Here is a 14,320-nt window from a genome sequence, read left to right as displayed (position 1 = left end):
GCCATAATCAACGACAAGCCCAATATCCATCCCCAACTTCTATCTTGATTCATAATTCCCCTTTCATGTCATTGTTACACTAAATGCACGTTGAATCTATATAGCAGTGGCCATGCCAACCCGTCATCGACAATATATTGTGGTATCATAATGCATGATCATCCATATATAGAAGATGTGTACGTTTTTGAACATTCTTCGCGATTATACATGAACAAAAACGAACATATTTTCTTGATCTATCTATAATAGTATGCTTATCCTAGAAGAAATGAGGATGACATAATTTGATGCCTCACAACAATAGAGTGGTTGTTACGGGACTTGGCGTTGTGGCACCGAATGGTATTGGTAAAGAAGCCTTTTGGTCGTCACTTCTTGAATGCCGGAGTGGAATCAAAACAATCACCTTGTTTGATGCCAGTAAACACTCCTGTCGAATTGCAGGTGAAGTGAGTGATTTTGACCCGGCCGTTCATATTAGGCCGGGCATTAATACAAAGCGCCTTGCCCGTCAGACACAAATGGCTCTTGCAGCCACAGCCCAAGCGTTTCTGGACGCTAATTTATCGTGCGACACCCTGATCTCCGAGAAAGCAATACCCCTGGTACTCGGCGTTAGTTCGAGTGCCATCGAAGTTATCGAACACGGCATGGAGCGAATGGCGGGGCGGGGGCCAGAAAAAGTTCCTTCACACATTGTTCATGCCTGCCAGCCCCATCAAGCCGCCAGTATTATCGCACTGAACTTCCCGCTGATATCACGGTCCACGACCATTGCTTCCGCATGTGCGGCTGGACTTGACGCCATTGGCGCGGCCGCCGATCTGATCCGCGCAGGCCGCGCGGATGTTGTTGTTTGCGGCGGGACTGATGCGCCCATTAACCCACTGACCTTTGCATGTCTGGCAAAGGCCGGCTTAGTTTCTTTACGTAATGAGACCCCCGGGAAAGCCAGCCGCCCATTCGATGCGGATCATGACTCCGGCGTCATCTCGGAGGGCGCAGGGATACTCATCCTTGAAAATTTGACACATGCACTTGCACGCAACGCCAAGCCATATCTTGAGATTACCGGATACGCCACCCGTTTTGACACTGATCCGGCAGTCTCAGGATCAGGCCTGAATGCGACTATGAACGAAGCACTCGCCAATGCGGGTCGACGCCCCCTGAATGTTGACTTCATTTGTGCACACGGCCCAGGCCATCCCGTCTTGGATCGCATGGAAACAAAGATGATTAAAAATGTATTTGGGACACATGCGCACAAGGTGCCGGTGAGTTCCATCAAAGGGGTCACCGGCAACCCCTTATCCGCTGCAGGGCCGTTTCAACTTATCGCCTGTTCCCTGGCGACCCGCCACGGAATAATCCCGCCCACGGCGAACCTCGAAAAGCCAGATCTCGAATGCGATCTCGACTATGTTCCACTCCATGCGAGACATGCGCATCTAAACTGTATCCTGATTAATGCGCACGGCCTCGGAGGAGGAAATAGCTGCCTTATCACCGAAAGGGTTTCATGAGATGAATCTACTTTCAGTGTTTCACTTCCTCATCATCGCCATCGACCTGATGGTTGGACTTTTTGTTTTCTATACCAATCCACAACGCCGCGCGAACCAATCTTTTCTCATCCTTTCCCTGCTCCTTCTGGTTTGGCAAAGCTGCATGGCCTCGGCTTTTCTTGCGCCGAACCTCGATGTCGCCGCCATATTCATACGGGGTTGCATGATGATCGGGGCCATGATTCCCGTCTGCTTCGACTTATTGCGCGCGACCATCGTCCGTCCGACAGAATCCTGGCGTCGCATCCTCTCGAAATCCCTGCTTTGGTTCACAATCTCAGTCGCCATGGGGCTCGTTTCATTAACCCGCTTTTTTATTTTAGGAGCCTCCTACGCCACCACAACCGCAGAGACCGCACGCTCGATCCCAGATCCCGTTTACAGTATCGCTTTTCCAATCTATGGTGTCTTTTTCGTGTTCGGCCTGATGACGCTACTGTATCGTTTTGTTCGTGATCTCAGGAACTCTGTCGGGATCCAAAAAACGGAGCTGCAGTTTATCTTTCTGGGAAGCGGCTCCAGCGTATTTATCGGCATTGTCACCGCACTGGTGATTCCGCTGTTCACCAACAACTCCCAATCGGTGCAACTCACGCCCCTTTCCGTCCTCTGTCTTTATATTGTTATCGCCTATGGCATCGCCACCCGGCGCATCATGGATGTGGCCTATTTCATGAGGCGGCTAACAGCCTATGCCCTGTTATTCGCCTGGCTGGCCTTGCTTTACGCGGGAACATGCCTGCTTCTCAACTTCGTTCTCCAAAAACTCTGGATCCCACTCCCTGCTCTCTCTTATTTTATTGCCTCCCTTGTGGTAGCCTTTTCCATGGTACCCGCCAGCGGGCTGATGCAGCAGGTAGCCGCCCGCCTATTTGTGAACTTCGCGACCCTTAACATAAGCGATCTAATGCGTTCAGCTAACGCGCTCATGCTCTCCATACGCACTGTCGAAACACTCCTTCACGAGTTCGCGGATCTCCTCATTAAGACCATTGGCACGGATCGTGTCTGCATCTTCATCGGCGAGGACTCACGTTATGTTCAACGTTATCCAAAAGCCGAGGACAACGAGGTTCTCACGCTAAGCAGGAATAGCCCTATCCCTCAGGCACTCCTCGAATGGGATGAACCGCTTGTTCCTGTTATCATTCATCGCCTGAAACCCACTGCCCTCGTCGCAGCGGCGTGCCGTCTGCTGGATCAGAATCAATTCGCCGCCGCGGTCAGCCTACGCTCACAGGAGGGCCTAGAGGGCATCGTCCTTCTTGGCCCCCGGCTATCGGGTTCAATCTATGGTGCCCCTGAACAACATGCATTGCAGCTTCTCTGTAATCAACTGGCTGTGGCGCTTAACAATGCCCGGCTCTACACCCAATTGCAGGACAGCAAAATATACAACGAAACCCTGGTGGACAGCCTCGTCAGCGGTGTGATCGCCGCGAACGTCGATGGAGCCATCACCGTCTTTAACCGGGAGGCCCAGCGGATCACCGGTCTGTCAGCAGCCGAAACGCTGACGCAACCCTTGGGCCTATTACCGAACCCTCTTGGAAACCTTCTTAAAGAGTCGCTGAGTGGCAGCCTCGCCATTACAAACCAGGATTATGCCCTCTCTCAATCGCATGGCGAGCCCATCCCGCTCCGGATCAGCAGTTCGGCTATCTATGGGCATGCGGGGAAAAAACTGGGAGCGTTTCTGGTGATCAACGACCTCACGACCATCCGACAGCTTGAACTTCAGGTCCGGCGTACTGACCGACTGGCGAGCTTGGGTACCCTCGCCGCTGGCATGGCGCATGAAATTAAAAATCCTCTTGTCTCCATCAAAACGTTCACCCAACTGATGCCCGAACGCTATGACGATGCCGATTTCCGCGAGACGTTCTCGTCTCTGGTAGGCGGTGAAGTCAAACGCATTGACTCAATCGTCAACCAGCTTCTCCGGTTCTCACGCCCTTCAAAGCCTGTCCTGGCGGCCATTTCTCTCCATGACCTGCTGAGCAACACCCTCAAACTCCTCCAGCAGCAAATGCGTTCCAAGAATATTCAACTCTCCACTTCCTTCGCGATCTCGCCGGACTATATCAATGCTGATGGTGATCAACTCAGTCAGGCTTTCATAAATTTCTTCCTGAACGCTATTGAGGCGATGGAACAGGGTGGTACGCTCACGGTCGTTACGAGCCAGCCATCCCCCGAACACCCCTTAAGTGCATGGTGGAATGGGCATCCGGATCGCCCCATGATTCTGGTCCGCATTCAGGATACCGGCGAGGGCATTTCTCCGGAGGATCTCATGCACATCTTTGATCCCTTTTTCACCACCAAGTCTCAAGGAACAGGGCTGGGCTTATCAGTAGCCCATGGGATCATTCAGGAGCATAACGGCCTGATTGACGTAAAGAGCGAATCTGGACGCGGCACGACATTTACCATCGCCCTCCCCTTGCTTAAGGAGGACAAACCAGCATGACGCACTCATCTGGATCCACCTGCCTGTTGTTCAGTACCAATGAGGCATGGGCTACCCGAATGGGCACCATGCTGGGGACTCTCGCCGTGGTGCGCCATCTCGAAACCCCTATCCGTGTCCAGAAGGAGCTTGAGCAGCAGCAAGACCGTGTTCTGCTCCTGGATTTGCAGACCCGGGAAGCCCTCGGCCTGTTGGGTCTTGTTAATCGGAATTATCCCCATGCCCTTGTTATCGCGTTTGGTATCCCCGGCTCCGACCCCATGCTTCAGGCTCAACAAAGTGATGTCTACGCCACCGAGCCCGACCCGGTTATGGACCGCCACAGGGTGAACTGTCTGGTGCAACGGGCTCTCCGCCACCTGGAACTGGCTTCTGAAAATGTCCTTCTTCGGCAGGAGACCTTGCGGCTGACCGTTGTGGCAGAGGCCCTCCAGAACAGACCTCAGGCAGAACCCGACCCTTCCTTCGATATTCGCGATTTTTCTGCGGCGATGCGTCATTTCACCAACGTTGAATCCCTGTTGCAACGGCTTGTTGACGAAGTTGCCGACGCCCTGCGGGTCTCACGTATTGGAATTTTCAGTAGAACTCGCGATATCGCCGCCTATCGACTCCGCGCCGGTCTGCGCTGCCTCGAGTCCTCCGTGTCGCTTGAATTCGGAGAAAACCATCCCTACGTCAATTGGATGACCCTCCACACGCATGCCGTCTCCCATCCTCATCTCGACCATATCCGGGAGGTCTCCGATCGATTGATGCTGCGGGACATGCTAGACCAAATGGGCGCCGAAGTGCTCATCCCGCTACAATCCCACCACCGGCTCCTAGGCTGGCTGTTTGTCGGCCAGCTTTCCTCGGGGCTTCCGCTTGAGAAACGCCACTTGGATCATCTGATCAGCCTGACCGAATGCGTTTCCACAACCCTTGAGAATGCCTTGCTCTATGAGGAAGCTACTATTCAAAAGGCCTTAGCCGAAACCCTGCTTCACTCCATGCCCAGCGGCATTATTGCTGTAGACGATTCGGGGATCGTACGATGGTACAATGAATCGGCCCAAGCCTTATTTGGTGTCAACGCCGAGACCGCTATAGGCCGGCCCGTGGAGGGCTTGGGGAGTCGTCTGGCAGATCTGCTGCGCAGAACCCTCGGAGAGAGCGGCGCATCGCAGTCCAGCGAATGGATCCAACAAGATACCCAGCGGAATCTGGTAACACGCACACAGCGTCTTGCCAACCAGACCCGCTGTCTCGGTGCCGTGGCCGTCGTTCAGGATACCACCGACCAGAATTCCATGAAGGAACAACAAGATCGGTTGGATCGCGCCACTTTCTGGACCGAACTTGCCGCCAGCCTGTCACATGAAGTACGAAATCCTCTTGTGGCCATAAAGACGTTTGCACAACTCCTTCCTGAACGATACGAGGATAAGGATTTTCAACATGAATTCAGGGATCTGGTCTCCTCTGAGATTGAGCGTCTGAATAGCATCGTGGATCAGATCCACGCCTTTGCAAATCCACCCTCTCTCAATTTCAAACCTCTTGGAATTAAGCGGTGTCTGGAATCAAGTCTCTCTCTTGTTTTTCCAACGCCTGCCCCCAATATCAAGGTCACCTTGACCGCCCCGGAAAATTTACCAAAGGTGCCGGGTGACGAACGCGCATTAGGCGAGGCCTTTGTACACTTAATCAAGAACGCAGCCGAAGCGCTGACGCCCACCCCTAAAGGAGAGATCACCATGACAATCGCCATGGAATCCGGTCCCCTACCCGGGATTGTCATCACCATTAAGGATAATGGTCCCGGGATACTTCCGGCATTGGTGGATAAAGCGTTTTCCCCGTTCTCCACCACGAAGGCCCGCGGTCTTGGGCTCGGGCTCCCGATCGCCCGCCGAACCATTCTTGACCATCAAGGAAAGATTGCGCTCCACTCCAATGAATTCGGGGTACTCGCCACCATCCACCTACCCGTCGCAACCCAACTCGAGGAGGAAACACCTTGAAATCCATACTCATTGTTGATGATGACCGCGGCAGCAGGGAATCCCTCCGCCAGATCTTCACAACCCTTTACCGAACTCACCTTGCAGAAAATGCAGAACAGGCACTGACACAACTCGCCAGACACCCCGTGGACATTGTGCTGCTGGACGTTATCATGCCGGAAAAAGACGGGGTGACGCTCCTGAAAGAGTTGAATGATCTATATCCGGGCCTTCCCTGCATCATGGTCAGCGCCTCCCTTTCCGTGCGCCCTGTTGTAGACGCCATTAAGGCCGGCGCCTGTGATTTTGTAATGAAGCCATTCGACGTGGATGAAATACGTCGTATTGTGAGCCGGGTCCTTGAAACCTCGGCCTTACGGCGCAAAGTAGAGGTTTTGCAGCATGAAATTGCCCCGGAATACTCTAACGATGGCCTTATCGGGCAATCCCCCACTTTCATAAAAACCCTGGAGGCTGTTGCGCAGGCAGCCGACAGCGACGCCACTATCCTGATCCAGGGAGAAAGCGGAACAGGAAAAGAACTGATTGCCCGCCGCCTCCATAACTTAAGTCCGCGTGCGGAAGATCCCTTTATTCCGATTCATTGCTCAGCTCTACCTGAGACCCTGATGGAGAGCGAGCTGTTCGGGCATGAAAAAGGGGCTTTTACCGGTGCTGATACGCGCAAGCTTGGACGATTTGATCTAGCCGGATCAGGTACACTTTTTTTTGACGAAGTGGGGGAAATGTCACTGCCGATACAGGTCAAACTGCTCCGGGTATTACAAGAACGTGAATACATGCGATTAGGGGGGACACAGGTTATTCGAACCCATGCCAGAATCATCACGGCCACTTCCAGAATCCTGGAAGATGAAGTTCGCATGCATCGTTTCCGCGACGATCTCTTTTACCGGTTGAACGTCGTCCCCATCACGCTCCCCCCCTTACGGGAGCGAGCAGGGGATGTGCCTCTTCTGACACGCCACTTCCTGCAAACTTTCAAAAAGAGCATGAGTTTCACCGTGCAAAGTTTTTCTTCCGATGCCATGTCGCTTCTAGCCCGTTATACATGGCCCGGAAACATTCGGGAATTACGAAACATAGTGGAGAGAACCCTTGTCCTGCACAGCAAGAAAACCGAGATTCTTCCCGAACATCTCCCCGAATCCATTTATAAGAAACCTGAACGCATCCTGCCTGCGCAACAAGACTTCACCGCTCCATTGGATGACGCTGTAGCCGCCTGCGAACGGGAAATGATCCTTCATGCGTTGCAGTCGACAAACGGGGTTCAAACTAAAGCCGCCAAATTACTCGGCACAACCCGCCGAATTCTGGGGTATAAGATTAGAGAATTGGGTATTCAATACAACAAGCTCCGGCATGCAGATCTTCCCACTCAGAGTGCCCAGCCGCCTTCTGCTTCCATTTGATCCTGATGCCTGAGGAAAGCGTCGACCACTGCAGGATCAAACTGGTACCCGCAACCATTCCGGATCTCCACCGCAGCCTGTTCGGGCGACATCGCCTTCCTGTAGGGCCGGTCGGAGCGCATGGCATCATAAGCATCAATCACGGCAAATATTCTCGCGCCCAAACAGATAGCATCGCCTTTCAGACCGCGGGGATAGCCCTTCCCGTCATAGCGTTCCTGATGAGAGCGAACAAGTTCGGCCACATCCTTGAGATAGGGACTTGAGGCTAGAATGTTATACCCTACTTCCGGATGTGTTTTCATCACTTTCCACTCATCATCAGTCAGAGAGCCGTTCTTAAGCAGGATACGGTCCGGCACGGAGATTTTACCAATATCGTGCAACTGAGCCCCATGAGAAAGAATATCCAACTCTTTGCGAGGCAAACTCATCGCTTTGCCCAGTACAGAACTGAGAGCGCGAACCCGATTACTGTGCTGACCGGTGGCATGTTCGCGTTCATCCAGCATACGCGCCATGGCCTGCAAGGTAAATTCATGCACCTGTTTCAGCTCATCCATGGCTTTGAGCAAATCAACACTTTTTTGCCGCACCATCTCCTCGAGGTGGGAGCGATACCGTTCATTCTCCACTTTCAGGCGGCGATGATCCAACGCCTTCTCGATAACCGCCAGCAATTCTTCCGACATGACTGGCTTTTCAATAAATTCAAACGCGCCCTGTCGCAAGGACTGGACTGCATTTTCCTTGGTCGCATAGCCCGTCATGACCACCGGCATGATAAAACTATCCGTTTGCCGAAGTGCCGTCAGCAATTCCAATCCACTGGTTTCCGGCATATTCAGGTCGAGGACGGCGACATCATAAGCTCCGGGTGCCTCCTGCGCCTTACGTAATGCTTCCTCTGGAACACTGGCCGTATCCGTCAAATAGCCACTCCCACGCAAAACTGCCTGCAGAGTTTGGAGAATCAGCGGATCATCATCAACAATCAGAATGCAGGGATGCGTCCTGATACTGGACATGGCCTTTTCCCCTGCAGATACTCCATCCCCTGTGACGACTTCGCCGTCTTTGCCAAGCTCCTTGGTGCATAAGCGAACTCGGTTGCGTCCTTCCCGTTTGGCCATATAGAGTCCAGCATCCGCCAAACTCAGAATATCCGTTGCCGAGGCCGTAGGCTCAATGCCCAGACTCGTGGCTAATCCGATGGAAGTGGTTAATTTAAGATTTAGTGTTTTGGCACAAAACACATTTTCCTCCACGGCACTTCGAATACGATTTACCACGGCCATCCCGGACGCCAGATCAGCCTGCGGCAACATGACCACAAACTCATCTCCCCCATACCGCGCCACCACATCTGAACCCCGTGCCGCCTTTTTGAGAATGTCGGCGAATTCATGAAGAACTTGATCGCCCGCCAGATGCCCATTGGTGTCATTGACGGCTTTAAAATGATCCACATCCATAATGGCAACAGCCATATGATGCCCATATCGTCGTGCTAACTGCCAGGCCCGCTCCGCCTGCTCCTCAAAATATTCCCGATTAAAAAGCCCCGTCAGGGAATCGTGGGCAGCCAATTGCCGGATTCGGGTAACAGCAGCCAAAATAGAAGAGAGGACGTTCGCGATGTGATAGACAAAGGAAATATCGATTGCCGCAATCTTTTCCGCCTCAGCCGCCCCTAATAGTAAAATTCCATGAATCTCATTATTGACCAATAACGGGATCGTCATGAGGCGCCCGGGCAATGCCGGTCCTTCCGGTGAACTGGGAACCCCCTCCATCTGCACACGCCATTCGATTTGCCCTGTCTTCTTCCCGCTTAAGGCCTCATAACGAGAGACCATTTCCTGATGACAGTTTGACAGGAAAGATTCCGCCACCGCATTCTGCGCCGTCAGCACAACCACATTCTGCCCTTCAGAGAAACCCAACAAGCCTGCAACATCGCACCCCAGTAGTTCGCCAAGCCCTTCGCTCAAGTCCTGCAAAGCCTCAACAAAGGTGCCCGAAGCCAACGCCGTTTCGCCCAGATGCCCCAACATCCGCAACTGACGCTGATGCTGTTCCATCCCGGGGCCCGCCATTCCCACCCCCAGTCGACGCTCTTTATATTCCTCCATCAAAACCTGACAGAGCTGATTCGGACGAACCGGTTTGGCAAGCACGCGCGTAACCCCCAGGGTGGAAGAAAGATCAGAGGACACATCATCCATATAGCCGGTCATAATCACAAAGCCCAGCCATGGCCAGATGTTACGGGCCTCCTGAATGAAAGTAATGCCATCCATTTCCTGCATCCGCAGGTCAACCAGCACCAGATCAAAGTCCTGCCGGAGTAAAATCTGTAAAGCCGAGCGGCCGTTTTCAGCCACTTCAACTGCGGCGTGACGCGACATGAGCACGCGCTGGGCGAGCAGGCGTATGACTTCATCATCATCTACCACTAGAATTCGTATTCCTGCAAGACTGAACTCTTCATTTGGATCTGTTTGTATGTTCATAACTAAGCCCTAAAACACATATCCTTCGCTGCCGTAACTTTATCCAGCCGGCCCACCGGAGTGTTCCGTGGTAATCAGAATTCCATCGTATTGCACAGGCATCGACCAACCGCTGAAATCCACCATTCGCGCTCCCTGCCTGATGTGGCCGGCATAGAGGACAGTCTTATGCATGGGCGCTGTCATGAGTATCTTACTTGATGACGTCAACCATCTTGAATATTGGCAGGAACATACAAACCACAATGCCTCCGATAACTACCCCGAGAAATACCATCAATAATGGCTCCAACAGGGAGGTCAGGGAAGCCAACATAGCCTCTACCTCGTCATCATAGGTGTCCGCCACACTTCCCAGCATTTCGTCAACTTTACCTGTTTTCTCTCCGGCAGAGAGCATGCGCACGACCAACTTTGGAATACAATCCTTGCCCTCTAAACCAGACGAAAGCGTATCCCCATGTTCAACCGCTTTGCGGGCATCCATAATGGCTGACTCAATCACCAGATTGTTGGCCGCTTTAGCAACGATTTCAAGCGCGTTCAAGATAGGCACCCCGCTTTGAACCAACTGACTGAGAGTACGGGAAAAACGAGCAATCGCGACTTTTTGAGTAAGCAACCCGAACACCGGGGCTTTTAAGGCCATGCGATCCATGGCCCATGCGCCTGAGGCGGTTTTCTTCCAGCGCTTAAAGCCCCAAATGGTGAGCATAATCGCGGGAATAATAATAGCTGCATACTTTTTGATTCCTGCGCTCAGGTCCACGAGAAATTGAGTAGGAGCAGGCAATTTTCCGCCAAAATCATTAAACATACCCGCAAAAACCGGCACGATGAAAATGATCATACCGCTGGCAATGATCAAAGAGAGGGAAAGCACAACCACCGGATAAGTCATTGCAGACTTCACCTTGCGCCGTAGACGTGCGGTAGCCTCGAGCAAATCGCCGATACGTCGCATGGTTTCCGCAAACTGCCCGCTCTGTTCCCCTGCCCGAACCATATTCACATAAAGCACGTCGAACACATCCGGTATCTGCTGAAGACTTTCAGAGAAAGAGGAGCCCCCTTCAATATTCCGTTTCAACGAACCTATGACGATTTTAAAATTGGGGTTGGCCGCCTGCTCCTCCAAAGTTTCCAGCGCTGCGACAATCGGCATACCCGCCGACAACATGGCGGCCATCTGCCGGGAAAATGGAGCCAGATCCTTCTGAACAATTTTATTCGCACCCCGGACTTTCCCTACACCTTTACGAGTTGTTCTGACTACCTGAGCGGCAACCGGTTTTTTGGCGCTCGTATTCAAAGCCGGTTTTTGAGCCACCTTTGGCGCCAACGAACCAATCGCCCCGACGGGTTTCCCAGTTCCTCCTGAACGCAGCAAAGGACTCATTCCTGCATCTCCCTTCGGCCTTTATTCACCACCCGTAAGCTCCATGGCATCCTCAAGCGAGGTCACACCCTCTTTCACCTTCTTCAATCCGGCCTGTTTGAGCGTCAACATCCCCTCCTCCTGCGCCGCCTCACGGATTTCCCCGCTAGTCGCGCCTTTCATAATCATCTCCTTGATACGCTCGGTAACCGGCAACACCTCCATAATGGCACCCCGCCCCTTGTACCCTGACCCGTTACATTTTGGACAGCCGACAGCCTTAAAAACGGGCACGAAACCAGCCCCCCCTGGATTATTGGGATCCCTGAAAAACTCCGGATCGATCTTATTGGCCCTGAGCACATCCAGCGGCAGTTCCACTTGCGTCCGACATGCGGTACAGAGCTTGCGGAAAAGTCGCTGTGCTTGCGACAAAATCATGGAGGACGCCATCAGGAAAGGCGGAATCCCCATATCGATCAGTCGGGTAATGGCACCGGCTGCATCATTCGTATGCAACGTACTGAGCACCAAGTGACCGGTAAGCGCGGCCTTTACCGCGATTTCAGCCGTTTCACCATCACGGATTTCGCCTACCAGCACAATATCCGGATCCTGCCGCAGAATGGAGCGCAAGGCGGCAGCAAAGGTTAACCCCACCGCATTGATTTGCACCTGATTGACACCCGCCAATTGATATTCAACAGGGTCTTCGCAGGTCACAATATTCACATCAATTTTGTTCAATTCCTGCAGACAGGAGTACAGGGTAGTCGTTTTCCCGCTTCCGGTGGGACCCGTTACCAGAATGATTCCATGTGGCTGAGCGATCGCATAGGCAAAAGCGGCATAGGCATGCTCATCGAGACCTAACCCACTGAGACTGGGAAATAGGGCGCTCTTGTCGAGCACACGCATAACGATTTTCTCCCCATGGATGGAGGGAAGCGCACTGACCCGGATATCCACTTCCTTCCCCAGCGCCTTAATCCGGAAGCGACCATCTTGCGGGATACGCCGTTCCGCAATATCCATATCAGACATAATCTTGATACGGGAAATAATGGCAGGCTGATAACTCTTCGGGGGACTTGGCCGCTCTCTCAGCGACCCATCAATTCGATACCTGAGCCTCAGCGTTTTTTCCTGCGGCTCAATATGAATATCGCTGGCCTTCGTACGCAACGCCTCCACCAGCATCATATTCACCATCCGGATGACAGGCGCCCCCTCAGCGCTCTCCATGATTTCCTCAAGACTGAGCTCCTGCTTATCCTCTTTTCCGACTTCGATATCATCATCGGAATCGCGCATGATATCTTCGAGATCAATATTACTGGACTCCGCCGGAGCCAAGGCTCGCGCAAGGGCGTCCTGGATATCCTTTTCACCCGCGACCAGCGGCATGATCTGGAGCCCGGAAATCACATGGAGCTCATCCACCGCCATCACATCAAACGGATCCCCTAATGCAACCACCAAAAGCCCACCCACTTTCATGATCGGCACAGCCTGGTGTTTTCGCAAGATATCAGCGGGAATGGTTTCAAGGAGCTGGGGGCTCGGAGTAAAATGCGCCAGCGTGATGGGCGCCATCCGCAGATATTCCGCCAGACACAGCGTCGCCTCCGTCGGCGTAATTAACGAGTTATCCTGCAGATATTTCTCAAGTCGTATTGAAAGCGACTGCGCCTGCTCCTGCGCCTGTTGCAGCGCTTCGGCCGACATACTGCCGCGACGGAGTAAAATATCGGAAATTCTAGAACTATGTGAAACCGTACTCATGCAAGTTAATTAAAGGATATCACGGGTATCACAGGACTCACTGAGTTCTGTTTTAGAAGCCTGATATCGAGCCCGTAAATATAACCATATGCCACATAAAGGAGCAAAAACAGCCTCACCCATCAAAAGAACCCCCACATCTCTTGGCAGATCGGCCAACCGGGCCGTCGCTTCCGGCAAAAGCAAATACACAAAGGGATAAATCACGATGAACACCAACGGTATGGCCACCATCGCACAAAGCGTCCGGACAAAATATTGTACTGGAGTTTTCAATATTTACCTCCTGTTTCGATCCTTACGGACCATGAGGCGGCAGCGCCCCTGTCTCATTCAGGTACTCGAGCACATCCTCAGGGAGCGGCCCCTTGCCAGCCCATTTGATCTTCAGCGCAGGAATCCCTGCGGAATCGCTCCCCCCAAGCCTAAAAACCAAGGGCATGCGGGGCAAAATAATACATGAAGGTAAATTCCCATTATGAAGCTGAACATATTTTGCAAGTCGAGGAGGCATCTCCCCAGTTCCATTATATTGAATATACTCACCGCTAATCTGATAAAGACGCTCTTCACTCACCGGCGCGGAAGTCAATGCCTGAACGGGAGCCGTCTTGCGCTTGACTTCCATCACTTTCTCTCGCTGCTGCTTCCCGTAAACCGACCAAACAAACCCGGCTTCTTCCAGTTGCGTAACCCGACCAGCGGCAAGGGAGTTCATTTTCTTGCGATGTCGTTGATTTGCCACCCAATTTGCCAGATCAGGTTCCGAAGGACACGAAGAAGGCACATCACAATGACCATGTTTCTTCTTGTATTTCACCAACCGTTGATACATGTCGTTCCAGACTTTATCAGCGGGCGACCAAACAAAACCGATTTTAGTTAAACGAACCACATAGGATTTTGTGAGCTCTCCGATTTTATGACGATATCGCTGCATCGCCACCCACCGCCCAAGCTGGAGATTCTTTTTCCAGTTAGCGGGAACCTGACAGTCCCCATGCTCCTTACTATACGCTTCAAGTGCGCGAAACATATCTTCCCAATCAACACTCTGACGCGCCATGGTGTTCCTCGCAATCGTTCAATGAACTGAATGAACAAAGTTTCCCGCTACCATATGATTCTCTCACGCATGATCGGCATCTGACAACTTCTTTCCGAGGGGGCACG

10 protein-coding genes are annotated in these 14,320 nt (G+C 52.5%); 4 read left to right on the top strand and 6 right to left on the bottom strand.

Going from position 1 to position 14,320, the window contains the following annotated elements:
* Window positions 1-290 precede the first annotated feature (290 nt).
* The 4 genes from WCI03_09315 to WCI03_09300 are packed head-to-tail and all read left to right on the top strand — an operon-like array spanning window position 291 to window position 7,468.
* Complete coding sequence (locus WCI03_09315; protein MEI8140054.1) at window positions 291-1,529, top strand: beta-ketoacyl-[acyl-carrier-protein] synthase family protein; 1,239 nt, start codon at window positions 291-293, stop codon at window positions 1,527-1,529.
* A 1-nt stretch (window position 1,530) separates the two neighbouring features.
* Window positions 1,531-4,044 carry an ATP-binding protein gene (locus tag WCI03_09310; protein ID MEI8140053.1) on the top strand — a complete coding sequence of 838 codons (2,514 nt, stop codon included), beginning with the start codon at window positions 1,531-1,533 and terminating at the stop codon, window positions 4,042-4,044.
* Window positions 4,041-6,050 (top strand): ATP-binding protein, encoded by a 2,010-nt coding sequence (locus WCI03_09305; GenBank protein ID MEI8140052.1) that lies wholly within the window; start codon window positions 4,041-4,043, stop codon window positions 6,048-6,050. The genes WCI03_09310 and WCI03_09305 overlap by 4 nt, the downstream gene beginning before the upstream one ends.
* Entirely contained in the window at window positions 6,047-7,468 is a 1,422-nt protein-coding gene (locus WCI03_09300; protein ID MEI8140051.1) for a sigma-54 dependent transcriptional regulator, read from the top strand. Before WCI03_09305 ends, WCI03_09300 begins: the two co-directional genes overlap by 4 nt.
* Here WCI03_09300 and WCI03_09295 read toward each other — a convergent pair.
* Genes WCI03_09295 through WCI03_09270 form a run of 6 tightly spaced genes read right to left on the bottom strand, consistent with a single transcriptional unit; the run spans window position 7,435 to window position 14,213 of the window.
* Window positions 7,435-9,984, bottom strand: a complete 2,550-nt coding sequence (locus tag WCI03_09295; GenBank protein MEI8140050.1) for a diguanylate cyclase — start codon at window positions 9,982-9,984, stop codon at window positions 7,435-7,437. The genes WCI03_09300 and WCI03_09295 overlap by 34 nt on opposite strands.
* 39 nt (window positions 9,985-10,023) lie before the next feature.
* Window positions 10,024-10,158 carry a hypothetical protein gene (locus WCI03_09290; protein MEI8140049.1) on the bottom strand — a complete coding sequence of 45 codons (135 nt, stop codon included), beginning with the start codon at window positions 10,156-10,158 and terminating at the stop codon, window positions 10,024-10,026.
* Between the two features lie 19 nt (window positions 10,159-10,177).
* Window positions 10,178-11,383, bottom strand: coding sequence for a type II secretion system F family protein (locus WCI03_09285; protein ID MEI8140048.1), 1,206 nt, complete (start codon window positions 11,381-11,383; stop codon window positions 10,178-10,180).
* 21 nt (window positions 11,384-11,404) lie between these two features.
* On the bottom strand, window positions 11,405-13,147 hold the full coding sequence (locus tag WCI03_09280) for an ATPase, T2SS/T4P/T4SS family (protein MEI8140047.1): 1,743 nt from the start codon (window positions 13,145-13,147) through the stop codon (window positions 11,405-11,407).
* A gap of 9 nt (window positions 13,148-13,156) precedes the next feature.
* The gene (locus WCI03_09275) at window positions 13,157-13,423 is read right to left on the bottom strand and encodes a hypothetical protein (GenBank protein MEI8140046.1); all 267 of its coding nucleotides are present in this window, start codon (window positions 13,421-13,423) and stop codon (window positions 13,157-13,159) included.
* Between the two features lie 22 nt (window positions 13,424-13,445).
* Window positions 13,446-14,213, bottom strand: a complete 768-nt coding sequence (locus WCI03_09270; GenBank protein ID MEI8140045.1) for a helicase associated domain-containing protein — start codon at window positions 14,211-14,213, stop codon at window positions 13,446-13,448.
* Between the last annotated feature and the right edge of the window lie 107 nt (window positions 14,214-14,320).

The sequence above is a fragment of the bacterium genome (assembly GCA_037143175.1).
Taxonomy (GTDB): Bacteria; Verrucomicrobiota; Kiritimatiellia; order CAIKKV01; family CAITUY01; genus JAABPW01.
The sequence above is the reverse complement of the archived record's forward strand: the minus strand, read 5'-3'. Positions and strand labels throughout refer to the sequence as shown.

Bases quoted from the DNA above. Each gene is read 5' to 3' on its own strand.
- WCI03_09315 (MEI8140054.1), top strand. From the start codon at position 291: ATGCCTCACAACAATAGAGTGGTTGTTACGGGACTTGGCGTTGTGGCA.
- WCI03_09290 (MEI8140049.1), bottom strand. From the start codon at position 10,158: ATGCATAAGACTGTCCTCTATGCCGGCCACATCAGGCAGGGAGCGCGA.
- WCI03_09280 (MEI8140047.1), bottom strand. From the start codon at position 13,147: ATGAGTACGGTTTCACATAGTTCTAGAATTTCCGATATTTTACTCCGT.
- WCI03_09305 (MEI8140052.1), top strand. From the start codon at position 4,041: ATGACGCACTCATCTGGATCCACCTGCCTGTTGTTCAGTACCAATGAG.
- WCI03_09310 (MEI8140053.1), top strand. From the start codon at position 1,531: ATGAATCTACTTTCAGTGTTTCACTTCCTCATCATCGCCATCGACCTG.
- WCI03_09285 (MEI8140048.1), bottom strand. From the start codon at position 11,383: ATGAGTCCTTTGCTGCGTTCAGGAGGAACTGGGAAACCCGTCGGGGCG.
- WCI03_09295 (MEI8140050.1), bottom strand. From the start codon at position 9,984: ATGAACATACAAACAGATCCAAATGAAGAGTTCAGTCTTGCAGGAATA.
- WCI03_09270 (MEI8140045.1), bottom strand. From the start codon at position 14,213: ATGGCGCGTCAGAGTGTTGATTGGGAAGATATGTTTCGCGCACTTGAA.